This window comes from Candidatus Pyrohabitans sp. (genome assembly GCF_054014795.1).
The window spans coordinates 1-24,978 of sequence record NZ_JBPMGE010000017.1 but is presented as its reverse complement, the minus strand read 5'-3'; the positions used below and the strand labels follow the sequence as shown (position 1 = coordinate 24,978).

27 protein-coding genes are annotated in these 24,978 nt (G+C 51.7%); 12 read left to right on the top strand and 15 right to left on the bottom strand.

Translation table 11 applies throughout. From position 1 onward, the window contains the following. Together ACXJJW_RS01825 and ACXJJW_RS01820 are read right to left on the bottom strand one after the other, a co-directional pair. The coding region (locus ACXJJW_RS01825) for a phosphohexomutase domain-containing protein (protein WP_503417196.1) at positions 1–791 on the bottom strand (791 nt) is incomplete at its 3' end. 55 nt (positions 792–846) lie between these two features. Next, positions 847–2,217, bottom strand: a complete 1,371-nt coding sequence (locus ACXJJW_RS01820; RefSeq protein ID WP_456474011.1) for an NAD(P)/FAD-dependent oxidoreductase — start codon at positions 2,215–2,217, stop codon at positions 847–849. 78 nt (positions 2,218–2,295) lie between these two features. Here ACXJJW_RS01820 and ACXJJW_RS01815 point away from each other — a divergent pair, with 78 nt between their 5' ends. After that, positions 2,296–2,472: a hypothetical protein gene (locus ACXJJW_RS01815; protein WP_456474010.1), complete on the top strand. Its 177-nt coding sequence runs from the start codon at positions 2,296–2,298 to the stop codon at positions 2,470–2,472. On the opposite strand, the gene scpB is transcribed toward ACXJJW_RS01815, so the two are convergent. From scpB to ACXJJW_RS01795, 4 genes are read right to left on the bottom strand one after another with little or no spacing between them, the layout of a single operon-like run. Further along, the gene (gene scpB / locus ACXJJW_RS01810; protein ID WP_456474009.1) at positions 2,459–2,959 is read right to left on the bottom strand and encodes an SMC-Scp complex subunit ScpB; all 501 of its coding nucleotides are present in this window, start codon (positions 2,957–2,959) and stop codon (positions 2,459–2,461) included. The two genes, ACXJJW_RS01815 and scpB, sit on opposite strands and share 14 nt — an antisense overlap. Before the next feature lie 5 nt (positions 2,960–2,964). After that, the gene (gene yciH, locus ACXJJW_RS01805) at positions 2,965–3,270 is read right to left on the bottom strand and encodes a stress response translation initiation inhibitor YciH (RefSeq protein WP_456474008.1); all 306 of its coding nucleotides are present in this window, start codon (positions 3,268–3,270) and stop codon (positions 2,965–2,967) included. A 56-nt stretch (positions 3,271–3,326) separates the two neighbouring features. Beyond that, entirely contained in the window at positions 3,327–4,403 is a 1,077-nt protein-coding gene (locus ACXJJW_RS01800) for an Sfum_1244 family protein (protein ID WP_456474007.1), read from the bottom strand. A 50-nt stretch (positions 4,404–4,453) separates the two neighbouring features. Further along, positions 4,454–5,701, bottom strand: coding sequence for an MgtC/SapB family protein (locus ACXJJW_RS01795; protein ID WP_456474006.1), 1,248 nt, complete (start codon positions 5,699–5,701; stop codon positions 4,454–4,456). 94 nt (positions 5,702–5,795) lie between these two features. On the opposite strand from ACXJJW_RS01795, the gene ACXJJW_RS01790 reads away from it, so the two are divergent. Both ACXJJW_RS01790 and ACXJJW_RS01785 read left to right on the top strand, forming a co-directional pair. Further along, on the top strand, positions 5,796–6,035 hold the full coding sequence (locus ACXJJW_RS01790) for a hypothetical protein (RefSeq protein ID WP_456474005.1): 240 nt from the start codon (positions 5,796–5,798) through the stop codon (positions 6,033–6,035). After that, a complete protein-coding gene (locus ACXJJW_RS01785; protein WP_456474004.1) occupies positions 6,025–6,222 on the top strand; it encodes a hypothetical protein in 198 nt (65 codons plus the stop codon). The genes ACXJJW_RS01790 and ACXJJW_RS01785 overlap by 11 nt, the downstream gene beginning before the upstream one ends. On the opposite strand, the gene ACXJJW_RS01780 is transcribed toward ACXJJW_RS01785, so the two are convergent. Together ACXJJW_RS01780 and ACXJJW_RS01775 are read right to left on the bottom strand one after the other, a co-directional pair. Next, entirely contained in the window at positions 6,214–6,570 is a 357-nt protein-coding gene (locus ACXJJW_RS01780; protein WP_456474003.1) for a (Fe-S)-binding protein, read from the bottom strand. The genes ACXJJW_RS01785 and ACXJJW_RS01780 overlap by 9 nt on opposite strands. Further along, on the bottom strand, positions 6,563–7,393 hold the full coding sequence (locus ACXJJW_RS01775) for a CoB--CoM heterodisulfide reductase iron-sulfur subunit B family protein (RefSeq protein ID WP_456474002.1): 831 nt from the start codon (positions 7,391–7,393) through the stop codon (positions 6,563–6,565). Before ACXJJW_RS01775 ends, ACXJJW_RS01780 begins: the two co-directional genes overlap by 8 nt. A gap of 21 nt (positions 7,394–7,414) precedes the next feature. On the opposite strand from ACXJJW_RS01775, the gene ACXJJW_RS01770 reads away from it, so the two are divergent. The 4 genes from ACXJJW_RS01770 (at position 7,415) to ACXJJW_RS01755 (ending at position 11,455) form a co-directional block, all read left to right on the top strand. Next, positions 7,415–8,215 (top strand): RlmE family RNA methyltransferase, encoded by an 801-nt coding sequence (locus ACXJJW_RS01770; RefSeq protein ID WP_456474001.1) that lies wholly within the window; start codon positions 7,415–7,417, stop codon positions 8,213–8,215. A 34-nt stretch (positions 8,216–8,249) separates the two neighbouring features. Continuing rightward, a complete protein-coding gene (locus ACXJJW_RS01765; RefSeq protein WP_456474000.1) occupies positions 8,250–10,778 on the top strand; it encodes a carboxypeptidase regulatory-like domain-containing protein in 2,529 nt (842 codons plus the stop codon). 114 nt (positions 10,779–10,892) lie between these two features. Then, complete coding sequence (locus ACXJJW_RS01760; RefSeq protein ID WP_456473999.1) at positions 10,893–11,132, top strand: hypothetical protein; 240 nt, start codon at positions 10,893–10,895, stop codon at positions 11,130–11,132. Beyond that, a complete protein-coding gene (locus tag ACXJJW_RS01755; protein ID WP_456473998.1) occupies positions 11,129–11,455 on the top strand; it encodes a type II toxin-antitoxin system VapC family toxin in 327 nt (108 codons plus the stop codon). The genes ACXJJW_RS01760 and ACXJJW_RS01755 overlap by 4 nt, the downstream gene beginning before the upstream one ends. A 151-nt stretch (positions 11,456–11,606) precedes the next feature. Here ACXJJW_RS01755 and ACXJJW_RS01750 read toward each other — a convergent pair whose 3' ends face one another. Both ACXJJW_RS01750 and ACXJJW_RS01745 read right to left on the bottom strand, forming a co-directional pair. Continuing rightward, entirely contained in the window at positions 11,607–13,661 is a 2,055-nt protein-coding gene (locus ACXJJW_RS01750; protein WP_456473997.1) for a COG1361 family protein, read from the bottom strand. After that, positions 13,624–14,571, bottom strand: coding sequence for a hypothetical protein (locus ACXJJW_RS01745; protein ID WP_456473996.1), 948 nt, complete (start codon positions 14,569–14,571; stop codon positions 13,624–13,626). Before ACXJJW_RS01745 ends, ACXJJW_RS01750 begins: the two co-directional genes overlap by 38 nt. 85 nt (positions 14,572–14,656) lie before the next feature. Here ACXJJW_RS01745 and ACXJJW_RS01740 point away from each other — a divergent pair, with 85 nt between their 5' ends. The 4 genes from ACXJJW_RS01740 to ACXJJW_RS01725 all read left to right on the top strand — a co-directional run bounded on the left by ACXJJW_RS01740 (position 14,657) and on the right by ACXJJW_RS01725 (position 19,207). Beyond that, entirely contained in the window at positions 14,657–15,856 is a 1,200-nt protein-coding gene (locus ACXJJW_RS01740; RefSeq protein WP_456473995.1) for an FtsZ/tubulin family protein, read from the top strand. A 2-nt stretch (positions 15,857–15,858) separates the two neighbouring features. Further along, entirely contained in the window at positions 15,859–17,229 is a 1,371-nt protein-coding gene (locus ACXJJW_RS01735) for a hypothetical protein (RefSeq protein ID WP_456473994.1), read from the top strand. Positions 17,230–17,235: 6 nt separating this feature from the next. After that, positions 17,236–18,534 (top strand): FtsZ/tubulin family protein, encoded by a 1,299-nt coding sequence (locus ACXJJW_RS01730; protein ID WP_456473993.1) that lies wholly within the window; start codon positions 17,236–17,238, stop codon positions 18,532–18,534. A 70-nt stretch (positions 18,535–18,604) separates the two neighbouring features. Then, positions 18,605–19,207: an archaemetzincin family Zn-dependent metalloprotease gene (locus ACXJJW_RS01725; RefSeq protein WP_456473992.1), complete on the top strand. Its 603-nt coding sequence runs from the start codon at positions 18,605–18,607 to the stop codon at positions 19,205–19,207. Between the two features lie 2 nt (positions 19,208–19,209). Here the strand turns inward: ACXJJW_RS01725 and ACXJJW_RS01720 are convergent, their stop codons facing one another. From ACXJJW_RS01720 to ACXJJW_RS01705, 4 genes are all read right to left on the bottom strand, one after another. Then, positions 19,210–20,883, bottom strand: a complete 1,674-nt coding sequence (locus ACXJJW_RS01720) for a hypothetical protein (protein ID WP_456473991.1) — start codon at positions 20,881–20,883, stop codon at positions 19,210–19,212. A gap of 4 nt (positions 20,884–20,887) precedes the next feature. Then, positions 20,888–21,220 (bottom strand): hypothetical protein, encoded by a 333-nt coding sequence (locus ACXJJW_RS01715; RefSeq protein ID WP_456473990.1) that lies wholly within the window; start codon positions 21,218–21,220, stop codon positions 20,888–20,890. A gap of 61 nt (positions 21,221–21,281) precedes the next feature. Next, complete coding sequence (locus tag ACXJJW_RS01710) at positions 21,282–21,959, bottom strand: hypothetical protein (protein ID WP_456473989.1); 678 nt, start codon at positions 21,957–21,959, stop codon at positions 21,282–21,284. Between the two features lie 8 nt (positions 21,960–21,967). Continuing rightward, positions 21,968–23,113 carry a hypothetical protein gene (locus ACXJJW_RS01705; protein WP_456473988.1) on the bottom strand — a complete coding sequence of 382 codons (1,146 nt, stop codon included), beginning with the start codon at positions 23,111–23,113 and terminating at the stop codon, positions 21,968–21,970. A gap of 98 nt (positions 23,114–23,211) precedes the next feature. Here ACXJJW_RS01705 and ACXJJW_RS01700 point away from each other — a divergent pair, with 98 nt between their 5' ends. After that, a complete protein-coding gene (locus tag ACXJJW_RS01700) occupies positions 23,212–24,468 on the top strand; it encodes a hypothetical protein (RefSeq protein ID WP_456473987.1) in 1,257 nt (418 codons plus the stop codon). Here ACXJJW_RS01700 and ACXJJW_RS01695 read toward each other — a convergent pair. Then, a partial coding sequence (locus ACXJJW_RS01695; protein WP_456473986.1) for a signal peptidase I occupies positions 24,469–24,978 on the bottom strand: 510 nt, incomplete at its 5' end.

Below are 24,978 nucleotides of genomic sequence, written 5' to 3'. Positions count from 1 at the left end.
TCGCGGGCGATGATTATGCCCACCTTCTCTGTCTGCACCACCCTGCCAAGGTCGTCCACAAAGACAACGCGGTCAGCATCGCCGTCATAACCTGCGCCGAAGGCAGCGCCTATGCTCGCCACCGTCTTGGCTAAATCGACCAGACTCTCAGCATTGGGCTCACTCTTTCGTCCCGGGAAGGTGCCGTCCGGCTGGGCATTGAGCGTGACAACCCTTCCCCCCGCCTCTCTAAATATGTAGGGCGCAATTACACCGGCGGCGCCATTGCCCGCATCCAGCACCACCCTGAGCTCTCGCTCAAGGCTCAGCTTTGAGAGGAGGCAGTCCGAATACTCCCGCAGAGTCTGGCGGGGGTTCAGCTCAACTATCTCGCCAACCTCCCTCCAGCTGGGAAGCTTGAATCTCCCTTTGAAAAAGATCTCCTTCACCTCGGCGTTCTCCCTAGTGAAGCCTGTGCCATCGCCGCGCCGAAAACGAACGCCGTTGTACTCGGGGGGGTTGTGGGAAGCGGTGATATAGGCCCCGGCGTCGTAGCCTCTTGCTGTGGCGAAGTTTGCCACAGGTATGGGAAGCATGCCTGTGAGGTACACATCAACGCCTGTGGAGGCCAGACCCGAGCAGAAGGCACGCTCAAATATCTCGCTCGTCACCCTAGAGTCCCTTGCAACGAGCACCCTGCCAGAGCCGCCCAGGTAGGTGCCATAGGCCATGCCTATCCGCGCGGCAGCCTCCGCCGTAACCTCCACGTTAAAAACGCCACGAACATCATAAGCGCGAAATATGTGCTCCATGCGACCACCTAGCCAGAGTTTGTCCCATGGTATATTTACTTTTGTCTATTTTACCCTAGGCAAGGGCTTTCTCCATTATCCCCCTCGCAGCGAGTATTCCTGTTGCCGAGGCTATGATTATTCCGCGAGAAACCCCCACGCCATCGCCGGCCACGAAGAGGTTTGGTATGCTCGTCTCCATGCTCCTGCCCACCTCGACGCGCATCGCATAGTACTTTATCTCAGGGGCATATAGAAGCGTGGAGTCGCTGGCAACTCCAGGAATAACCTTATCCAGACGCTCCAGACCCTCGAGGATGTTTGTAACTATGCGGTGGGGCATGACCATTGCTATATCCCCCGGCGTCACCGCGCGCAGCGTGGGTCTAACCAGACCCGAGTCTATTCGCTTCCAGGTGGAACGCCTTCCCCTGCGCAGGTCGCCCAGGCGCTGAATCAGGGGGTTGCCCCCGCCCAGCGTCGTAGCGGTGCGCGCAATACTCTCCCCGTAGTCGGTGGAGTTCTCCACAGGCTCTGTGAGCTCAATCCGCGTAAGGAAGGCGAAGTTGGTATTCTCGCTCTGCTTATCGCGCAGCGAGTGCCCGTTAACCCCAACGTAGCTCTTGTAGCTCTCCTTGACCATAAAGCCGCGGTGATTGACGCAGAAGGTTCGCACAAAGTCGTCGTAGGTTTTGGTTATAATATGGAACTTGGGGTCGCGGTTTATCCTGCACACCGGCTCCATTATAACCGCAGGTACCTCTACGCGAACTCCCACATCTATGGGGCCGTGGCGTATCTTTAAGCCCAGCTTCTGCGCCTGATTCACCATCCAGGGGGCGCCACTTCTCCCCGGGGCGGCGATAATGTAGCGTGCCTTAATTCTCCTTCCCCCGGAAAGAACGAGCTCGAGCTCAGGGGTTATCTCCTCAACCTGAGTATTAAGAAGGAATTCTACACCCTTCTCGCGCAGGTGCTGCGCTATGCTCTTTATAACCTCCGGTGTGTGGTCGCTGCCTATGTGGCGCTGGGGTATCTGCACAAACTCCATGCCCGCGCTTGCCGCCCTGCGCGAGAGTTCCTCCTCCTCCTTGCTCGTGGCCTCGTAGAGCTTCTTGGGCGTGCCGTGCTTCACATATATGCTGTCCACGTAGTGAACCAGCTCCCAGGCTTCCTTCTCAGGCAGGAACTCGTAGAGATTGCCACCTATATCGGGGCGGAGGTTCAGGGTGCCGTCGCTCAGCCCACCGGCACCGCCCACGCCGCTCATAACATTGCACGGCTTGCACTTGACGCATACGCCCGTCTTCTCCATCGGACAGGTACGCTTATCCACATCCTTACCCATGTCTATAACAACCACTCTGAGCTTGCTCTTCTCCGCAAACTCATAAGCTGCGAAGAGCCCCGCAGGGCCAGCGCCTATTATTGCAACATCGTACTTCAACCTAACCACCGAACCACCGTCACTATAGACGAATTCCTATTTTAATGTTACGCTTTACCTTTTAAAACAGGTGTATATATGGCAGGTTCAATTCCCTGGATAATATACATAATTGTGCTTGCATTGCTTTTACTGAACGTTTATCACTACATGAAAGTCAAGTCCCTTGAAAAAGAAATCTCCACTCTGAAGAGGGAAGGCGAAAAGATAAGAAGGCAGGTGCATAAGCTGAAGAGCGACATCACCTCCTCATGAGGAGCTCGCCTATCTGTTTTTTTACCTCTGCTATATCCCGGCTGAAGCCAAAATAGTCAGAGAACTTCTCTGTGGTTGTGAGCATCTTTGTCCTGCCCGCAGGTGAGGCAAAGACAAAGCCTTTGGCAACCAGCTCTTTAATGTGTGCATATGCGGTGCTCCCCCTCGCCTTTACAACCTCCGCCTGGGTAATAGGCTGGCGGAGTGCTATAAGCGAGAGCGTCTTCAGCACCTCCTGAGCAACCGCGGGCTTTACCAGCTCAATCAGCATCCCTGAGAGCGCCTCCCTCGCCTGCATCAGATAATGCTCATCACCTATACTTCGAATCTCAATGGCGCTGCCCCGGGAGGCATACTCTCTGCGCAGCTCCTCAACAACCGCACGAACCTCATCCGTGGCAAGACCACAGACCTCTGCAAGCTTACTCACAGACACAGGTTCTGAAGAAACAAAAAGCGCGGCCTCGATGACCTGCCTGGCGTGCATCCCAGCTATCTCACCTCAATCAGATCCTCAGAGTAGCCGTGCTTTATGAGAAACTCCCTCACCCGCTTGCGGTGGTCTCCCTGAAGCTCTATCCTTCCATCCTTGACAGTGCCTCCACACGCAAGCTCCCCCTTGAGCTTCTTTGCAAGGTCTACGATGTTTATAGACTTCTCGCTTATACCTTCCACCACGGTCATCGACTTTCCAAACTTGCGCCTGGCTAGAGAAATGGTAATTTTCTGAGTCTCCCTTGCAATCTCTTCACAAATGCACAGGTCCTCTGGCAGTCCGCAAACAGTGCATATCTCCATTCCTTATCGATCCCATCCTTATCCTTTTTAAGCATCTTATTTTTGAGCGAAGGGGTTTATAAATTTATCCCCAAAGGCTGCAGAAGTTTCTCCCTTGTCTGGCGGCGAAGCCAGGCCTCGTCCTTCCCCTGGGAGCTGCTGTTAATCTCCTCAAGGATATTCACACACTCAAGTGCACGCGAGCGCACAGCTCTGGCGGCACTCTCAACGCTCCTCCAGTCGCCCTTCTTGGCCTCCACATAGGCTTCGAAGATCTCAGGGAAAAGCTCCCTCCTGAAGCCGTGCAGCGCTGCTGTGTAGAATGCAAGCGAGGCTATGCTTTTGCGCCTGATTATCGCCGAGAGCATGCCCTCAGTGTGGGTGTCAGCGAGGAGGTCACGAACACCCCGGGTAAGGCGTTCCATGAACTGGGAAGAGTCCACCAGGCTCCGCCAGAGCTCCTCTGGAAAACTGTCCTCCAGAGCCTCGCCGATCTCGTGGGCGACGAGTGCATAGCTCTCCTCCCTTGCTATCCTCCTGACCTCTTCCTCCAGAGCCGAAGGCTGCCGGAGTTCCTCCCTGCCCACACCGTAGTACTCAAAGGCATCCCTCAGCGAAGCCCTAGCCCTGCCAAGCCGGAGCTCTTCAATCTTCTCCCACAGGTACTCCTCAAACACCTGGAGGCGGAGATATATAGTATCCTCCCTGAGCATCGCTGGTGAGGAGAATAAATCGCGCACCATCTCGCGCTCCACAACATTCACCCTGAAGCCGTGCTCAGTGTAGCTATCTCCAAGCTCACCCAGGAAGAAGCTGGGCTTCATTGCGGCTGCGTAGCCAGCGCCGTAGCACAGCTCCCGGGGAATGTGTCTCTCCACGGTTTTGACGTCGAAGGGGTCTATCACCTCACCATCAATGTGGAAGGGCTCCAGCTTACTGCCCTTTAGACTCTGCCAGAGCTCCTCCTTACCGCCTATCCACTCCATAAGCTTAGCCGAGTCTATCCTCTCCCATGGTTTGAGGGAGTGTTCAAACCTGTACAGGCTGCGGAGTCTCATCAGGAGCCCGCATATTGAATAAATCCCCCAGAAGTGAGCATTGCTTATTTCGCAGTTGTGCCTTACCTGCTCCTTAAACACTTCCAGATCCTGCATTATCCTTCAACTACATGGCCCAGAGTAACAATAGAAAGAATTGCGCATAGCTACCTGAGGAGTATGAGCACAGCCACCCCGATGCCGGCTGAGATGTTCAAAAGCACAACGCGCAGGTATCTTCCAGCCAGCTCGGAGGTACCGCTCATCCTGGCTATGAAAGCACCGCTGATGCTGCTCGCAATCATGGCAAGAACACCCCCGAGGGCGGCCACCTCAACTTCGAGTTTGCCCATGGATACAAGGGATGCAAGCGACGCAACAACTGCCGCGCTGGAAACCCAGCCTCCGGCGAGGGCTGTTATGTAGACGCCCCCCGCACCCAGACTCTGGGCATAGTGGGAAACTATGGTTATAACACCAAAGATGAGGGCGAACTTAATGGAGGGCAGGATTGCGAAGGGCGACTCCAGGGGTAGCTCAACTTCGCGAAGGCTCTTCTTGGTCTTTATCAGAAAACTCTGGGCAGCGCCGAGCAGACACATCGCCAGGGTTGGCAGAAGCAGAAATCTTAAAAGCTCTATGCTCAGGAAGCTTGCAAGAGCCAGGTTTCTTGCCAGCATGACGGCATTGGCCAGAATCATTCCCCTGAGCGCATTGGGTGCGATTTCGGCGCTCTTCCTGACTTTCTCAGATAGGGCGCTTATTGTCGCCTGACTGTTCACAAGTCCACCTATCCCTCCCACAAGGGTGAGGGCAAGTTCAAGCCCAACCAGGCGCAGCGTAAGGAAGCCCGCAAAGCCTATAGTTGAGACAACAATCACAGCAAGCACCAGCATCTTGGGATTTATCAACCCCAGCGGGTCAATCGGATAATCCGGCATCACCGGGTAGAGCACAAAGGCTATTAGACCGAACTCCATGGCTGAGCGCATCTCCTCATGGCCCAGGGCTTCGGTGAGGATGGTGGTGTACTTCTTGAACACCAGTATGCTGGTAATGAGTATGCTGGCGCTTATTGCCTCGATGTACAGCCCGAGCCCCACCAGGATGCCTATCAGGTATGCCAGGAAGAAAGCCACGGGCGTGGTTATGCCCACGTCAAATGTTCTGAAGTTCTTTATTATCCCCAGCAGTAGCACCAGAAAAACAACCCCCAGAAGGGTAAGGTTCATGACCCAGGGTGTGGCCACCTTTGCTGCAAGATACACGCTCAGCGTACCCGTGATTGAAATCAGCATAAAGGTGCGCGTACCTGCGATTACCTGAACCTTGAGTTCGCGCTCCACGCCCAGTAAGCCGCCAACAAGCGCAGAGATGAGCAGCATTTTTATGAACTCAGTATCTACACCCACCATCAGGCTAAAGTATGAGATGCAAGGCTATATAAAGGTTTAATGTTAAATTAATTAGTTGTCAATCTAAATTAGATCGTGGCATGGTGGGGTGGATATGATATCAAAACAGAGATTGCTCAAAAAATTTGAGAACATCGCTGAGCTGGAGGATGAGGGGGTGGTGTTTATAACCCGCTCCCTGAGAAAGATTGTTGAGAAGAGCGACCTGCCGGAGGAGAAGAAGACACGCATCCTTGAAATAATAGATGTAATTCGAAAGGAATCCAAGGGGCACAAGGTGGCGGTACTCAAGATGATGGAGATAGTTAGAGGGCGGGATAAAGATGAGTTTTGATGATATAATTTCTGTCCTTCGCAACCTCGCAGATATAGAGAGGAATGCCCGGGAGGTCTACAGGGAACTCTACAATGAGCTGGAGGATGAAGAGCTTAAAGGGATTATTGCAGAGCTCATGAAATCTGAGGAGCACCACAAGAGACTGGTTAAAGAGGCATTCAGGTTGATAGAGGACTCAGGCTGATTCAACCCCGCGCAGGAGTTTTTTCACCACCTCCGGCTTAACCTTCTCAATCGCCGGCAGGCGGTGCATCTCGCGTATCGCATTTATCCCCCGTACCGGCATGGCGTAGCCGGTGTCAAGGATATTCTTCACACCGATTCTGAAGCTTTCCGGAAGCTCGCCTTTCCTCCTCGCTTCGACCATCAGCCTGTATATGTCCACACCCTCAGGACACGCCTCAATGCACTTCCAGCACCCGGCGCAGGTGAAGATATCTTCCCGCTCAAGCACACTCGCACCCGTGGGCACGCCGAGCTTAAAGGCTATGCACACCTCTCTGCAGGCCCCGCAGTGGGTACACTCACCCAAGCTCCACCCTCCTTATGTTTAGTCCAAGCTCCTTCCTGCCCAGCCCGAAGGCCAGGCCAAGAAGCTGAGTGAGAAACAGTGTGGGGAGCTCAGTGTCCATGCTCTTCTTCATCCTCTCCTTATACCTGTCGAAGAGATAGGCGCAGTTGCCGCAGGCCACCACCATAGCCTGTGCCCCCGCCTTTCGGGCGGAGGCAAGCTTGTTACTGCCAGCGGAGATTCCAAGTGCTTCAGAGGTTAAAAGCAGTGTGGAGCCGCAGCATTCGTACTCCCCGGCGTAGTCCACAACCTCTGCGCCTGTGAGGACGGCAATCTCTCTCATTGCCTTTGGGCTGGAGGGGCTGTCAAAGCGCGCCACTTCGCTGGGGCGGAAGACGTTGCAGGGATGCTGCAGCGCAACCTTCAGCCTCAGAGGATGCGTTACCAGTGCCCCTATCTCCTCTTCCTTCTCCCTGAGTACCTCCAGCAGGTGGTTTACCCTGACCCCGCCCGAATAGCTCAACCCCACCTCGTTTAGGCGTGAGTTCACCTTCCGCAGGAGCCCCTCGTCCTGCAGCACGAGGTTTGTTCGCTTCAACGTGGAGGTGCAGGTTCCGCAAAGCGAGATTATATCCATACCGCGCTTCTCAGCGAGGGCAAGGTTGTAGGCGGCTAGGTAAATCCAGTCGTCGCTCAGAGAGGGTATAAAGGTGGAGGAGCAGCATGCAAACTCATGAAAGTCTCTAAGCCTGAACCCTATCCTTGAAAGCACCGCCTTTGCCGAGAGCTCATAATCGGGAAAGCGGTTGTAAACCATGCATCCCAGGTATAGAAGTCTTTCCATGTTCTTCCAATAATAACCGCCATGATTAACATTGAGCTTAGGAATATGGGAAAGCGCTGGCTGATTGAGAAAAGAAGGGACTACTATTACAGAAAGGCAAAGCATGAAAAATACCGCTCCCGCGCCGCATACAAGCTTATGCAGCTGAATCGGCGCTTTAAGATTCTGAAACCCGGCTATCGTGTGCTGGAATTGGGGGCTGCACCGGGAGGCTGGACGCAGGTCGCAAGAGATATTGTGGGCGACTCAGGCTTTGTGGTGGGTGTGGACCTCCAGCACATAGAGCCCCTGCCCTACGAGAATGTGGTGTTTATAAAGGGCGACTTCACCTCCCCGGAGGTGAGAGAAAAGCTCAGGCAAGTTATACCGACCTGTGAGGCTGTGATAAGCGATGCCTCTCCAGCGATAAGCGGAGTGTGGAGTATTGACCATGCGAGAAGTGTGGAGCTGTGCGAAAAGGCATTGAGCATAGCGGAGGAACATCTCAGCCCCGGAGGCGCTCTGCTGGTGAAGGTGTTTCAGGGCGAGTTCATTGAGGAGCTTGTGGCGAGGGTTAAGCGATGCTTCTCCTTTGTAAAGCTCACCAAACCCAAGGCGAGCCGTAGCGGGAGCGCAGAGATTTACCTCATAGCGAAGGGCTTTTCCCCTGTGAAGAAGGGCGAGGTATACGAAGTGGAGGTTGAGGAGGTGAGCAGGCGCGGCGAGGGAATAGCTTATATTGATGGGGTTAAGGTGTTTATCAAGGGGGCCGCAAAGGGCGAGAGGGTTAAGGTGAGAATCAAGGCGCTGAAGAAGGGCTTCGCCGAGGGCGAACTCTGCTAAAATTCATAAGGGAGGGGTATCAAAAGATATGTGCATGTTCAGAAAGGTTGCTCTTCTTGTCCTCCTCGCCTTTGTTCTTCCTCAGGTTTATGCAACCTGCCCCAGGGATGTTTACTACGCTGCTCCGGGGAAGAACTTGGAGGTGATGACCCTCTCGTCCCTGGACCTTGACCCCGGCACAAAGGGGGTGCAGAGCAGCATACGCGTTGCCCCGCTGCAGCGCATAAGGGGCACGCTCACCTGGAAATTTGGCAGCCATGCTTCCGGCGAGGCAAGGGTCAACCTCTTTGGAAACTGGAGCAGGGGTGAGATAGCAAGGCTCTACTCAGGTACAGCCATTCCCAACCAGAGCACAAGCGTGGAGTTCAGCTTCTTTGCACCCCCGGAGCCAGGGGACTACACCCTGACGGCAGTCTTCGCCTTTGACGGCAGCTTCGCCTCAGACATCAGGGCGAGCAACCTGTGCTCCCCATGCCCCTCTCAGGGCCGCTGTGCAGTGGCCTTCGCCTTCGCAGACATAGAGGTGCTCAACACCACACCCGCGCTTTATGCTGAGATTACCTCTCCGGAGGCAGGTAAAGTCTTCAGCGTGGGGGAGGGTATAACAATCAACGCTAGGACCATGCCGGAGAATGCGACGGTAGTTGTGCGAATCAACGCCACCCCCGTTGCAGAGTCTCTGCCCTACGTCTGGGACACCTCAGGCATATCTCAGGGTGAGTATCCCATAGAGGTTGTGGTGAGCTTTGCAAATCGGAGCTTTGCCACCGCTGTAAATGTCAGACTTGTCAACAACTCGCTTACCAGGCCAGAGTTTTATGAGATAGTGCCACCACGCCAGCCCGAAGAGGTGGATGCCACGCTGCAAAGCCTGGTTGTGGCCGCCGGAAAGAAGGTATACATCCTCAGCCTCTCAGGGGATATGCTGGGCACGGTGAGCACAGGAAAAAAGCCCCTCATCTCGGCTTCAGATGAACAGCTCCTGCTTGCTGAGGGAAACCTCCTCTCAGCCTATCACGGTGCCAAGAGGGTGTGGAATGCGAGCATCGATACTAATGTTGAGCTCATCGCCGCCTCATCCAGGGGCGTCAGCGTGGTGGCAGGAGGCAAGCTCTACCTCTTCAACACAGCGGGTGCTCTGCTCTGGACAAAGCAGCTGGGTTTTAAGGCCGCTGTGCTTGAAATGTCCAGCTATAGTATAGGTTTGGCGGAGGATGGTAGGGTGCATGTGCTCTCCTACGACGGCGCTCCGGTCTGGAATATCAGCTTTGGGAGACCTGTGGTTGCCCTTGCCATGGAAGGCGAGACCCTGTTTACCCTCACCGGAGCCGGGATTCACGCCTATGCAGGAGGGAGGCCCCTCTGGAATATAACACCTGCGCAGAACATGAGCCTTCTCAGCGCAGCGGGCGGTCACCTGCTTGCAGCTTCCCGGGATAGCGTGGAGCTGTACGATGCCCAAAAGGGCAGGCTTATATGGAGATACTATCCCCGGAAGGGCGTGGATTATGCCACAATTAGCCCCAATGCGAGCAGAATTTTCATAATCTCAGGGGAAAGGATACTGGCGATACCCCTCGCCGGAGAGAGACTGGCAGGCCTTTCGGGCAGAAAGGCGGGGGTTATTGCCCTATTCGTCTTTGCTGCTGCGGTGCTGTTCTTCCTCCTCAGAAAGGGGAAGTCCCCCAGGCCAATGGCAGAGGAGCAGGTGCATGAGGAGGTCCTTCCCACCCTGCACGTAAGGGTTAAAAGCTCAAAGGGCGGGGCGCCTGTTTCGGGAGCTTCTGTAGAGCTTGAGAAGCACAGGGAGACAACCGACGACAGAGGAATTGCCACCTTCAGAGTTAAACCGGGGCGCGTCTCTATTTCAGTGGAAAAGGAGGGATTTAAACCAGTCGCCAGTGAATTTACCCTTAGAGGCGTGAGCAGTGAGGTCGATGTGGAGCTTGAGCCGGTACACCACCTGGGCAGAGAGGAGGAAGAACGTCTGGAAGAGCTCCGCAGCGCCATTGATGAAGCCTATGAGCGCGTCGCCGGCCACGACCCCTGCCTGCCGGCGTACTTCAGAAGTATTGGATATGTGATTATTGAGGGCATCGGCGCCCTTGTCATAACCCCCGAGTTCAGAAAATCGCCGGCACATGTGAGTGCTCTTTTAACTGCCGCTGAGGAGACCGTACCCCTTATATGTGAAGCCATGCAGGACTGGAAGAACATCGCCCTCTACAGGAGCTCAGGAAAGCCCGGCCCGGCGAACTGCAGAGCGCCTGAGTTTTCCCTGGAAGAAGCCCTGAGCATGCTCCTTGAAGGGCTTCCAGAGGAGGGGATTGAGGAGGAGATTTTCCAGACGGACAGGAGGATAACATCCATGATAAGAGAGGTATCCACCTATCCCCCTGCGTCCCTGTGGCAGATTTCAAAGAAGCTCTTTGAGAGGGGGAAGAGGAGCCCCTCACCTGAGGCTCAGGCTTTCTTCCTCCTATCCCGATACCTCCTTACCTGTGTTGAGGACATGCTCAGCAATGAGGAGGTGCTCTCAAGGCTCAGGGGGAGCATTGTCTGAGAACGTATATGCAAAACAGAAACAAATTGTCAATGAAAAGATGTTTGAAGAAGTACTAGCACAAAATTTGTGCTTCAAGAGGATTTATTAACGGTAGCATTCTTGTCTAAAAATATGCCGAAAGCTGTAATTGAGATTCCTGAATGGGTGGACCCAAATATTATGAAAGAGTTGAAAAAGATGTTTCTGGAAAAGTTACTTGAAAGGATCAGTGGAGATTATGCAAATCCTGAGTTGTATAGGTTGTATTTAGAATTGAAGTATCCAGATACGGAGAATGTTGAATTTGATATGGACACTGAGCTTAAATTTTTAAAAGAAATGAGAGTAAAAGAAAAAGCAAGATTAGAATGAGTGTAATAGATACAAGCATAGCAATTGAGCGCGTGAAGAACGCCATTGAAATTTTGGAGAATATAACCGAAGTTACTCTAGTTGAGTATCCACCACTTACAGAGTATATGGGACTTCATGGTAAGATTCTTCCAATTGAAAGAAAAGATGTTCTGCTTGCAGTAGAACTTCAGAAACGTTTAAGAAAGAATGGCAAGCCTAAACCTTTTGCAGATATTTTGATAGCTTCAATTTGTATAAACAGAAATGAGGGATTATTTACCAGAGACGAGGATTTTCTTGATATTGCTGAAGTATCTGACTTGAAAGTCAAATTACTCTAAAACTAATTTTAAAAATTAATTGCTGCTGTCGGGACTGTTAGGAGAGTTTCTTGAGGGTTGCCCGAATTTGGAAGATGGGGACATTAAACAGACACTTGAGTTCGGCTGCGTGGACTCAACAATTAAGTCCGACTGGAAAACAAAAATCTAATCACCCCTCACCCCCCAGGAGTACATCGCCCTCTGCAAGTGCCTCTGAATCGCGAACCCAGCGCAGTAAGCCAAGGGTTGCCCTCGCCACAAACCACAGGAAAAACAGGGTGAGAAGACCGAGATAGCCCCTGAAGATCCCCTCAAGGGTGCGCTTACCTTTCCTGAGCTCCTCCAGCTTCACCTGAAGCAGCTCTGCCTCCTCACCTTCGCCGGCCCTTTCCAGGAGAATCTTTGCCCTCTCAACGCTGGAGATGGCTTTCTGGTAGTGGGCAACAACCCTCTCGTAGTGGAAGGGGTTGACAACAATAGATACCTCCTTTATATTGAAGCTGAGCCCTTTAGCTGCTTCCATCTCCTGCTCAGAGGCTTTAAGAAGGGACATTGCCTCAGACAGTGCATTGAAGTATGCACGCTCCATCTCCTCCTGCTTTGTGGCATACTCCTTTGCCTTTTCGGCATCGCCGAGGTACAGATAAAGGGTTTTGAGCTTCTTGTAATCCAGCACAGCACTGCGGTAGTCACCCCTCTCCTCTATCTCCTTCTCAAGGGCTCTTCCCGCGTTGCGTGCCTCTCTGCTCCACACTTCCTCGAGCGCCTCAACCACGGGTATTGCGTACTTCCTGAGGTTTTTGTCCTCCAGCCCCTCACTGCCTATCTTCGCCCTGTTCAGGCTGCCTCTTGCAAGTATAATGCGCTCAACGCGTTCATCCTTACCCTCAGCACCCGCGAGGATATTCAGGAAAGAGGTGGCACCGCTGTACACCGACATGACCATCGCTATTTCCCTGAGTTCTGTTGCCTCCTTTGCCCCCATCACCAGCCCGCGCAGGTTCTGCACAACATCCCGGGCCTCCGGGTAGGGCAGCGAAGGTACCTTGTCCAGAGAACGCTCCGCCTCCTCCAGACCCGGGAAGTACACAGTGGCCTTCCCCAGAATCTCGGCGCTTCCTGCATATCCTGCGGCTATTGAGAAAATCCATATTTTTTTACCCAGGCTCGCATCGGGGGGCAGGAGCAGTGTGAAATTCAGCGTGGCATTGCCTCCGGGAGGGATATAGTCAATCCGGGAGGGGGCCACCCATCCCTCCTCACCCTTCACCTGCGATATCTTCAGCCCTTCAATGGGTGTGTAGCCTCCCGTCTCAGAGACGATTATGCTCGCCGTGGCAGCGTCCTTCCCCACCTCAAAGGTTATCCTGCCGAAGTTTATCCTGGTGCTGGAAAGCTTCATCTCAGGTCTGGGTATGGTGTAGTTGGCCTGCTCCCGGGTCGCAACCTCTGCCGGATACTCCCCCACAATCCTCGGGGCAACCCAGTAGTCTCCCGGTCTGAGATGCCTCTCCGGCACCTGAATTTTGACCTTCACACTCTTTGAGCCTCCCGCGGGTATATCTCCAATATCCTGGGGGTGGGTAAGGTTAACAGGTCCTCTCCTGGAGAGGTAGAGAGTAACATTGCTAGCCCCCGCATAGCCGTAAATCTCCCTCACCGTGAGGGTGCGCTCAAAGCTCTGCCCTGCCCTGAGCTTGCCCCATTCCGCAAGGTCCCAGGTTGCCTCCAGAGTGGGTGGTGGATGTTCAATCCTGACTGTTATGTGGAATTCACGCAGCAGTGAGTAGGACCCTCCTTTGGTGAGGTAGGTGTAGTCGCCCTTAACCTCAAGCTTTGCGTCGTAGCTGCCCTCCGCCACACCTGGAGGTGCACGGAAGGAAATCAGGAGGTAGGAGCTATCCTCCGGCTCAATCCTGAGAGAGGTCTTCTCCAGGGTGACGCTCATGCCCTTATCCACCGCCTCGCCGTAGAGCTTTGCCTCCAGATTTGAGACCATGGCTGCACTCTCATTGTCCGCGTTGGAGAACCACAGCGTGAGATTGGTCTCAAAGTAGGAGACCTCATCCTTGGGTTTGTCGAAGTAAAATTCAACTTCGTCATATCCAAAGCTCGCTGTAACCTGAGCGCTTGCAGGGGCGGCAATTAGCAGGAACATTACGAGAAGAGCGCTCAGGGCGCGCATACTATGCCCCCACAAGTTCATTGCCAAGATAGCACTCATAGGTATCCCTCTTCCAGCGTAGTATTCTGCTGTGGATGTACACTGAAAGCGATGTAAGAACCAGAGAAACAACACCAAAGAGTAGCAGAATCTTCTTCCTGGCGGAGGAGTAGATTTCCTCGGTTGTGGCGGAGCTGTCCTCAACCTCCGCCAGCTTCTCCCTCTCATGATGAAGTTTGTAGAGCTCTTCAGCCCTGGCGAGACTTATCCTGGCCTCTCTCGTTAATGTATAGGCGTCCATAAAGCCCGGAAAACTGCTGTCAAGCTTCTCTGCGCGCCCGAGCAGAGCCCTGGCATCGCTCAGATAACCCTGCGCTGCCACCATGTCAGCTATGTACTTCTCCTCCAGAGCCTGTCTCCTGACCTTCAGACTCTTCGCCTGGAGGGCATCTGCCGCCTCATAACTTGCGATTGCCATCTCAAGATTTGCCAGCTTGAGCCTTGTGCTCTCTGCCTTCTCCGCCCTGCCCTCAAAGCTCATCGCCCTGGACAGAAGGAAGCTCTCCCTTCCCTGTTCAGCCCCTGCCACAGCATCCTGAGCGATTATTCCCAGGCCAGCACCAGAGGAGCGCATCGCAGAGATGAACCTCTCAGCCGCAATTGCCCTGGCTATGCCCTCCCTCTGAGACTCTATCTCAGCCCTGCTCACGAGGAAATATGCCTCATCCATGGCTTTAAGATACTCAAGGGAGGAGGAGGCAAAGCCAAGAAGCTCATCACCGCATGCAGCGCGCTCCTGGGAGTAGAGCAGGAGCAGCGTATCCTGCTTTACCTGCCTCAGCTCTGGATAGGCGGCGAAGGCTGGTGATGTGAAGCCCCGGACCTCAGCCAGGAGTGAAGAACAGTCCTGAGCATGAACCTGGGGAATCAGGAGGGCTGGCAGAAGGAGGAGAAGCAACTTTGGGTTCATGCAATAATGTTTTATATTTGACCTTTGAAAGTAAATATAAAAGTGGGAACCCGACAAGATTAATCCCACGCAAACAGGTGGAAAAATGCCATATGCGTTTATCGGCGTTGGACAGTGCGGCGGAGCAATAATAGATGCTGCTTTTTACGACGAGATAATGTACAAAATAGCTGTGCCAATGGCCATAAACTCCGCGACGCTGGACCTGCAGACCCTGAAGAACCTGAAGCGGGAGCACTGGATTGGTATGTCTCGCGACAGGGGGTTTATTCCCGGTACAAATCCTGGATTTGAGCATTTTGTGAGCGGAGGTTACGGCAAGAACCGCGCAAAAGCTGCAGAGGATGCGATGCGCTTCAGGGATAACCTGAAGGAGGTGATTCTGGAGAGGGTAAGTGTTGAGAGCGAGGAGGGCTCGGGGATAGGTGTGCCAGTCGCCTTTGTTTCCTTTGCTCTCGGCGGCGGCACAGGGAGCGGCGCTGGGCCTGTAGTGGCGGGCATTTTGAAGGAGATGGGCATCCCGGTTATCGCCATAGTGGTGCTTCCCGCGACGCACGAAGGCGGGCTCACAGCAAAAAATGCAGTGGAGAGCCTGAATCTGCTCATAGAGCATGTGGACTCTGTGATTCTTGTGGACAACCAGAAGCTCGCCTATGCAGAGAGTGCAGAGAGTTTGTTCCAGCGGTACAACGAGTATGTGGCGAGAAGCATCCGCGACATTCTGATAGGCACAGTGATAGAACGCGTTGAGCCCTCACAGTACGAGGGCTATGCTCCGGTGATTGACCTGAAAGACATGATAGCTGCGACCAGCTTCTCCTTCGGGAAGCGTACTCGCCCTGGCTTTGCCACCCTTGGACGCGCCTCTGAGAGGACAAGGAATTTTCTGCACTACATCTTTCCCTTCAGCGGTTACAGGGAGATAGACGTCATCTCCCTCCTCTACAGGAGCTTTATGAAGCTGACCCTAGCTGACGTAAGACCTGAGCATGCTGAGAAGAACCTTGTGCTCCTGCGCATCCCTCCTGTTTATCTGACGCGGCAGGGAAGGATAAACACCAGCATGGCAAAGCAGGTGATGGAGGAGCATTCACGTCTTGGTGAGACCCACTTCGGCGTTGCCCTGACAAAGCGCAACCTGGCGACGGCGACTGTGCTGCTGACCTACCGCCCCAATCAGCTCTCCCGCCTTAAAACCCTCAGTCAGCTCGCAAGCCAGTACAAGGACATCTCCCTGCGCGTGCTGGAGGAATATGAGAAGGACTTCCTTGAGAGCGAGGCTTAAACATGAATGAATATGTGATAACCGCCCTGGTGGTGCTCGCAACTCTGGGCGCGGGCTTATTTCTGCTTCTAACCTTTGGAATAACCTTTGTTTCCTACATTGCAGTCGGGGTGATAGTCTCTGTCCTCCTTGCCAGCCTGCTCTACACCTGGTGGAAGAGCAGGACAGATAAGACAGTGGTGCTTCTGAAAATTGAAATACTGAGTAAGATGAGGGACGCACTTGAGAAACTGGAAAGCGGCATTAAGGAGGCCTCAGAGTTTATCGACGTTGAGCCATTTATGAGAGACCTGAGAAGAATAAAGAGAGAGCTTATCTCCAGAGGATTTTTTACAAAGGGTTTCGAGGTAAATGAGAGGAGAACTGAAAAGGTAACCCTCACGGCCATAGAACTGGAGAGCAGGAAGGTTGAGCAGCAGCTTCGCAGTCTGGAGTCGCTGGCTGCTGCGAGCTATGGTGAGGCAGCATCGAAAAGGATGGAGGAGCTTTTAGGCGCTGCGAGAACTCTCGCTGAAAGCGGGTTCCCGGTGAGCGGGGAGTATGAAGAACTTCGACGAATAGTTAGCCTACCTTCGGCAAGCCTGGCCGAGCTGCTGGAAAAGCACAGGCGGGGTGAGGAGGGATATCTGAAGATAGTGGATAAATGCATCGGCGAGGCAGAGTTTCTTCTGGACACGGCAGAGGGCATAGCCGACGTGAGCCACCTGAGAAGGGAGCTGGAAACTGTCAAAAATCTCAAATACAGCGTGGAGGTTGTGCCAAAGCTTCAGAAGGTGCGAAGCGAGGCTGCAAGCTATCTCACCAAGCCCTTCCTCCAGGCCAGGAAGGAGATTGTAAGCTACCTGGAGCGGGTTCTCAGCTTCAGCAAGAAAGACTTTGTAAAGGAGGAACGCGCACTGCGCATCCTGAGGGAAAAGGCGCTGGGCTATTCCGACCCCGGATGTCTTGGTGAGCTCAGCGCCCTCAGGGAAGAGGCCAAGAGACTGACCCTTGAGCTTGCAAGAATTCTGGCAAGGGAGGTGGTTGCCCTGGAGGAAGAGCTGAAAAAGCAGGGGGTGGTGAAGGTGAGGAGGAGGGGTGTTGAGAGTTACGTCTCAAAACTGGACCCCAGAAAGGATTTCTCCCTGTTTTCCCGGGAGGCAATAGGCGTGCTCAGGGTTCTCTCAGGAGAATTTGACACAAGGTATAAGACTGTAAAGATTGCAAAGAACTATCCTGCAATAGAAAAGATTATAGACCAGAAGCTCAGGGAAAAAGGCGAGGTCTATGCAGAGGAGCTCAGGGTACGCTATGCCGGAGATTTTCTCAAACGCTACAGCGAGGCACACCCCGAGGTTAAGTTTGAGAAGAATGCATTAAAGCTCAAAGGTTGAAAAAGCATGCAGACTACAAGATGGGGCATCATTGCAAGTGGTCAGGGGGCAAACCGCATAGCCTTCCTCTACTATGCGAAGTATAAAAATCCGAGCATCGGCAATAGAGTTCTTCTCCTCAACACCACGCCGGCGGACGTAAAGCCGGAGAAGCCGCTGGAGCAGATATTTGCGCAGAGCCCAGAGTTGAGGGAGGAGTATGATAGGATAAAGCGTGAGCGCGTTTGCATCTTCGGCAGGGCTCCGAGCGGCGCAGGCAACAACTGGGTGCTCGGGGAGAGGGAGGCGGTGGAGGATTATGACAACATTCGCAGGTACATCGCAGGCTTAAAGCTTCGGGGCAGCGATGTTTTGCTGGGCATCGCCACCCTGGGAGGAGGCACTGGCAATGGGTCGCTGCCCTACATTGTGCACAGAATCAGGAAGAATCCGGGTATGGGCATGGAGAGGATAAACAACTTTATAGCTCTCACTATATTCCCTTACGACTTTGAGGCTCCGCAGAGGCATTTTAATGCGGTATGCGGCCTTTCAAGGTTGCTGCGCTACAAAGGCGAGCAGAATGCTGCGCTTGCAATTCTGGTGGACAATTCGCAGGTGGAGCGCGTTCTCGGCATAAGACGCGGAGAGAGGGAGGAGCGCTACCAGAGGATAAACCAGGAGATTATAAGGGCGGTGTACATGCTTATCGCTCCCAGCAGTTACTCCTCCCGTGCCACCATAGATATCGCCGACTACTATCAGCTTCCCAGCAACCTGGGTACAATCCACTTCACACCCTGCCTCAGCCTGGATAATGACCCGGACGTGCTGAGCCTTGATGCAATACTGGAGAGCGCCTCAAACAGTGCAATGGTCCCCCTGGATAAAGGCACAGCCACCATGGCTTACATAATAGTCATCGCTCCCGAGGATAAGGTGCTCAACGGGGAAATTACCCAGGAAGACCTAGAGGACATCTCCCGCGAGTGGGCGGCGCGGAACCTGGCAGGCGAGCGGGGCGGCATCCTGAGGTATACCAGCCTGGTAACCTCCCCCGAGAGCAAGAATGTGGATGCCATGATACTCCTCGGCGGCTTTAGCCTGCGCAGAATAATGGAGAAGAGTATAGAGAAGTACTACGATTTTAAGGATTCGCTATCAGGTGAGAGCAACGAGAGGTCGCGCATAGATATTGAGAGGGTGGAGGGACTGGAGAAGCAGCTCAGGGAGTATATCGCCCTGACAGAGGAGAAGATCGCCAGAATAGAGGGGGAGAAGAGGGATGTGAAGGCTGAGATGAAGAAGTGGGGTTTCTCTTCTTAGTTGGAATGTTTGACGAAATGTTATATAAATATAAAAAAATTTTAAAGGGTTAATGTAGTCTGAAATACTGATGCTGGAGATTCTTCCTGCTGGTGGGGTTCAAGAGCCATGGCTTGAATATCTCAGATATAAACTTGAGGAATATTTTGGAAAAGTAATAATTTCACCTTCAATTGAAGTTCCATTGAATTTCAATGAGAGGGGCCAGGCACTTGCAGATCGGCTTCTTGACCACCTGAACGGCTATCCGGCACGTGCAGAGAAGGTGCTGACTATAGTCAATGAGGATATAACAGTCAGGGGTGTGGATTACATCTTTGGGCTGGCGATGTTGGGTGGACGATATGCTGTAATTTCTCCTGTACGCCTCCGGGAGGTGTACTACAACAGAAAGTGTGATTATGAGCTTTTCCTTGAGAGGCTCATTAAAGAAGCACTTCATGAGCTGGGGCACACCCTGGGCCTGCCCCACTGCAGCAATGATAACTGCAACATGAAATTTTCAAGTACCATCTACGAGATTGACAGAAAGTCCATATTTTTCTGTGACGACTGCCTTAAAATGATGTGCGGATATGCAAACCTTCAGGAGATGAAGGGTTATGCTGCCAATGGCGACGGCCTGATGAAAACTTTCCTGGAAAATCTGAAAAAAATTCGCAAAAGGGAATAAAGTCATCTATATAAATACAGCACGTACAGAATTATGAGTATAAACTGAATCGCAAGGCTAATTTTTATGGGCAGGGCAAACTCCTGAGGTATCCTTCCGCCGTACCTTCTCTTTAACGCCAGCATCAGAGCCACAAGGGCTAATATTAGAAAGCCGATTATGAGCAAAGGCGTCTTTGGCTTTTCCATTTCAACAGGAGCAAAAAGTTCTTCCTCTTCGGCGGTTATATTTCTCTCAAGCTGCTCAATAACCTCCTGCCTCTGGACAAGTATCACCTCGCTCAGGGTGGAATTAAAAATTGATATCTTCCATGCCCCTTCTGTGAGGGGCAGGGTTACGTTGAATACGACCGTCTTCTCCACATTGGGCTCGGCGAACAGGCTCTGTCTAAGGCGATATCCTCTCTTCTCACCTTTTATGTCCATTATAATATCTACTGTTCCCTCTCTTCCAATATTTTTGAATTTTACCTTAACAGAGAACGGCTGGGAAAGGTTGAGTACAAAGTCACTGGGTTCGAGGGAGATAAACTTGAGTACTGGAGCAGTGAGCTTCTCCTCCTTAAGCTCAGATAGTATCTCAAAGGGTATCCTGCCGAAGTAAACAAGGTTTTCCTCACTTGCCGGCTTTAAGAGCCCAAGGGTTGAATATGGAACATCGCCCACATTTCTGCCCTCTTTTATAATTCTGTACGCATCTATCTTCTTGGTATCATAAACCTCAGAATAACCGCTCAGAGTCCTCAGGAATTGCCTGAGAGGCTCGGGATTGGCTCTGTCATAAATCTTGACTATCAGAAAGTACTTTCCTTCTGACAGTTGGTGGGTGAAGGTATTGGAAATTATGTCTGCTGGGTACTTTATGTAACGCACAGTGGAACGAGAGTAATAGATGGGCTCATTTTTATCATTCGTTATCAGAAAGAAGTAGTCAAGAGCCACCACGCCATTATGTATCCCTCTGCTCATTGAGAAATTGAATGTAAATGGTCTTTGCGAGATAAATGTTGGTTTTTCCATTACCTGTGAATCAATGAGATATGATATATTAACAGGATACGAGACTATCTCCCGCGTTGGTTTGACCCCAACTCCCACAGCTGGAATCCTCTTAACCAGCTTGAATCTCAGGGTTTGTGTTAGTATCGACTGAGCAAAGGTTTCGCTCTTGAGATAGCCGGAGTATCCTCCCACATTAACACCCTCCGGCTGCTCGGTAAATGATTTGGCTGCACCGTAGTCAGGATTAAACCATTCCAGGCCCCTGGCATACATCCTCCTGACCTTTTCTTCATCTGCCACATCATAGGCACGTACCTTTATAAAGTACGTCCCCTCCTCCCAGGTTTCGGGAATTTTGAATTCTGGGGTTATGAACACATCTCTTACGTGGTGCCTGTACCGCACGTTGTACGGTATAACATCCTTAATCTCAAGTCTGGTGTTGTATACAATAACATAGAAATTCACAGCCACAAAACCTGCATGGTCTACATCGTTTACCTCGACATAGAGTTTGACCTTCTCACCCGGCTGATATACCGGCTCTTCGACCTCTGTGTATTTGCCCAGACCCTCAACATCCGAAACTATAACGGCCTTACCTCCGGCGGCCAGCACACCTGGCAATGAAAGGAGGAACACCAGTGGGAGGATAAAGAGTATATTTGCCCTCATGGCATCACTCCAGTATCGTTGATCCGCTTACGAAAGAGGACGACCACTTCACGCTCCTGCTCCTCAGAGAGATATAGTATCTCACCTCATCTCCCTTTTTGGGACTGTACCCGTCCTCTGTTATCAGCACCGCCCTGTAGTTTCCGGTACCCTTATACTTCACCAGACCCCAGTAGGTTGTATGGGTGACATTCGGGTTTTCTTTTGGTATCACGTAGCCTCTAAAGGCTATGAAGGGAGGGTAATCAACTCCAGGAAGGGTGTATTCCTTTAAAACTACTGGTTCAATGCTCACCCTTACCGAATCAGGGATTATCCTGTGGTTTTCGACTCTCACCTCAAATGCGGTACCATTTATCTCCTTTGGCTTAATTTCAATACAGCCACTCAGCCACAGGCTAGAAAATAAAATCAATGATAAAAGCAAGAATCTTTGAGATCGTAACGAATCCAACCTTCTTCACCTCCTTCTTTGGTTGTTTCTCACTAATTGTTCTGTTGATTATTTCCTCCTTGATGGGTAACCTCTCTAGGTCTTCTCTCGTATATATGGAAGCAAATGCAGAACCATGACAAAGCTTGCACACATTACCCAGCACATCCGCATGGGTATAGTGGATATCATACCTGTGGCAGCTTTTACATTGGGTTGTCTTTGGCTTGGTGACAGTAAAGTCTGTCACATTCCGTATCTCATGGCACTTTGTACATGGGACACCTTCGTGCACCTTCTGGTGATATATCTGGAAGGTAACATTTTTTGTGCCAGCATGGCACAGCTTGCAGGTTTGTGAATCGTGCTTCTCCCTTATGTCGTTCATTCTCACATTGTACCCGTTGGCCACGTCACTCTGATGGCACCTGCAGCCCGCTTGAAGAAATTTTTGCTCGTACTCCTGGTCTGACATGAGGAAGGCATGGCAGTATATACACTTACCCCCACCATGTCCCATTCCAGCAAAATTTTTGACAAGGGGATCTAAACCCTCTATTTTGGTATATTCTTCCTGAGAATATACCTGGGCAAGTGTTACTAGGGACACTGCTAACACTGTAAGCACCAATGTGGTCTTCATGCAATCGCCTATCTAAATTTTTTGAGCTTTTCATATAATGCGCTGAGGAAACTCTGAGCAAAGGGTGGCTTGCTGGAGTCGAACAGTTTTGCATTTTTATTTTTCTCCTGCACTGTCAGGTAGAGGGTTAAGGCCTCCGCCAGAGTATCTCTGTCGAGAGGTATCCTCATGCTATTGTCAGCACCACTCTCCCCCGGAACCAAATAACCGCATTTTCTACAGTGACCTCCATTTGCCTCATATTTTTTACTTTTTCCATCCTCTTCATCACGTTGAAGTGGAGGCTTCTTACCAATCAGCTTATCAAGGGCCTCCTTCACCGCCTCCACGTCAACCGGGTTGCCAGAGCCCCCGTTTCTTATATTTGAACCCTTACCTCCGTCTCTGTATGTCTCCAGTGGTTTCTCTATGAATGGAATTCTACCCGTTGCATAATATGTTGCCACCGCATAGTATCCAGCCACATACACTATCAGGGCCAGGAACAGGAAGATATGCAGTGTCTGGAGGTCGAAATATGCCAGAAGTATGAGACCTGTTATGGGTATAACGAGTACCGGAAAGATTATGAAGATATAGGCGGAAATGTCGCTGAACAGGTCGTACTCATCGGTGATGAGATACCACCACAGAAATGTGAGAACAATAATCACATATATGCTGTTGGGCGATATCTTGATATAGAGAAACATAAGGGCCCCGAGGGTTAATATGGACATATAGAGAGACCTTATAAGGAAGGTTATGTTTGGGGCGAAGGGCATCGCATGAGGATACGCAGCGGCTGGCTTTTCTTTTGAGATGTAGGATACCCTCCTGTTCAGGGCATCCACCTTCTCTGAAAGCTCTTCAATAGAAACCTGATACCTGCTGAGCTCTTTAAGGAATGGCTCAAATTTTTCCAGCAGAAGGTACCTGAATTCCCTGTCAGCAAGCATATTCCTCCTGAACCTGGAGTTTACCCTGTGGGCACCGCTCAGAAGCAGAGCGCCGAGGAGGAGGAATATTAGGTCAAGAACAAGAGCACGCATGTCTGGATTTACCAGTGTATCGTTGAATATGGACACCAGCGATAGAATTATAATGCCAATGGGCACTAGGTAGGAGGAGTACAGGGCGAGCTTCTCGCTCAGTTCTACATTGTATGTGCTCATCTTTACCACTTTATGATTGAGCCTCCTAGATATCCATGTAAAATATTTTAAGTAACATAGCAAAAATTTTTTATTGCCGGGTATTTATAGTTGTACATATGGAAAATCGCACATTGCTGTTCATCGGGCTTTTTGTTCTCCTGATTTTCTCAGGTTATCAGGTTAGTACAAAATTCAGCCTCCAGCATACATTTATTTCAGGTCAGAATGTGGACTGTACAAAATGCCATCCAAATCAGGCGGGAAATCTCTCCCTCTCAGCTATCCACTCCACTTTCAGCTGTACCCGGTGTCACAACACCACAATTTCCTCAGGCACCCAGAGCCACGCCGCCACCGTGGTAAGGTGCATCGACTGCCACACAACAGAGGGGGAGCAGATGAACAACACCTTTGAGGCCCACAGGCCACTCTTCATCTCCGCCCAGAATACTGCGATAAGGCGCGGTCCCAATGAAGCGTGTATTATGTGCCACACCAACCAGTCCTCAAACATTACATTTGTTTACTACAGCTGGATAAATTATACTATTTATAATCCAGTTGATTCGCCGGATGGAGGCGATACATACATATACGACATACAAAATGTGGTGGTCGGTCCGCAGAGGACCTATGCAGTGGAAATAATAAACGAGGGGGGCAGCTCCCACTACTGGAAGAACACCAACGAGATAAGCTGTATAAGATGCCATGAGCGCATAAAGCTTGGGAGTATAGGCAATGCAAATGGCTCCCAGCATGCTGGGGATGTTACAGATGAAAACACTGTCTCAACTTCCACGATCCCCGCAGTAACCTCTGATTATCATCCCGGACATCAGAATGCCAGCTATGGGGGTGCCACAGATGCATACTGCATAAGCTGCCACAAAAACTCAAGCTTTGATACTTATGCCTCCGCTCCCTATTACAACACAAACTTGAACTCCTCGGCGGTACATGCTGCACTCAAGCTCATCTGCACCACCTGTCACAACAGCACAGGACCATATCCCCCGGCCAATGAGCTCCATGATAAAGGAGGCCACAACTCCACTGACTTCTATCCCAAGGTGGCCCAAAATGTTTCTGCAAGGCTGGTGGGAGACTTCTGCACTGGCTGCCACCGTGCCACCAATCACGCTGGCCTTACCATAGCCACCTCTGCTGACATGGATAAGTGCTCTACCTGCCATGGCACATGTTCTGTCTGCCATGGCATGGGTGGCGGAGGTATGGGAGGTGGTGGCATGGGAGGTGGCGGCGGTGGTGGCATGTGGAGCTTCAGCGGTGGAGGTGTGGAGAATTTTGTTTATACAGAGCCCAGGGCTGCTGAAAGCGACACCTGGGTGTTGAGGGAGTATTATCAATAGCTACCTCGCAACCTTTCTCAGCCTCTGCTCCCTTATTTCGAGGAGTAGGTAGAGCATTATCAATATCAGAAAGATTGTGAGTCCCATATTGCGGGTTGTGCCCAGCACATACTGAAGCACAATGGGATTGGTTATTACCTTGCCAGGCTCCAGTATCAGGCTCTCACCCACATGCTTTATCACCACCGGCTGCCCAAAGAGCATCACAGCCTTGCCCACAATCTTTTCGGGGGGTACGATCCAGGGGTCAGGCATGGGCATGGCATCGCCCTTGGTTTTTACTGTCCCGTCTCTAGAGATGCTGTACACCCTGTGGACTATGAACTCCCTTTTTTCCTCATCCAGCTCTATAAATCCAGAGAAAAGGATGATGTCCCCCCGCTGGGGCTCCTTGGAGAGGGTCTGAACCAGTACCAGGTCTCCTTTTTCAAATGTGGGGCGCATGCTATCGCTCATGACCACAGCGAAGAAGAATATCTTTGAAAGGATTAGATAACCCAGAAAGAGATA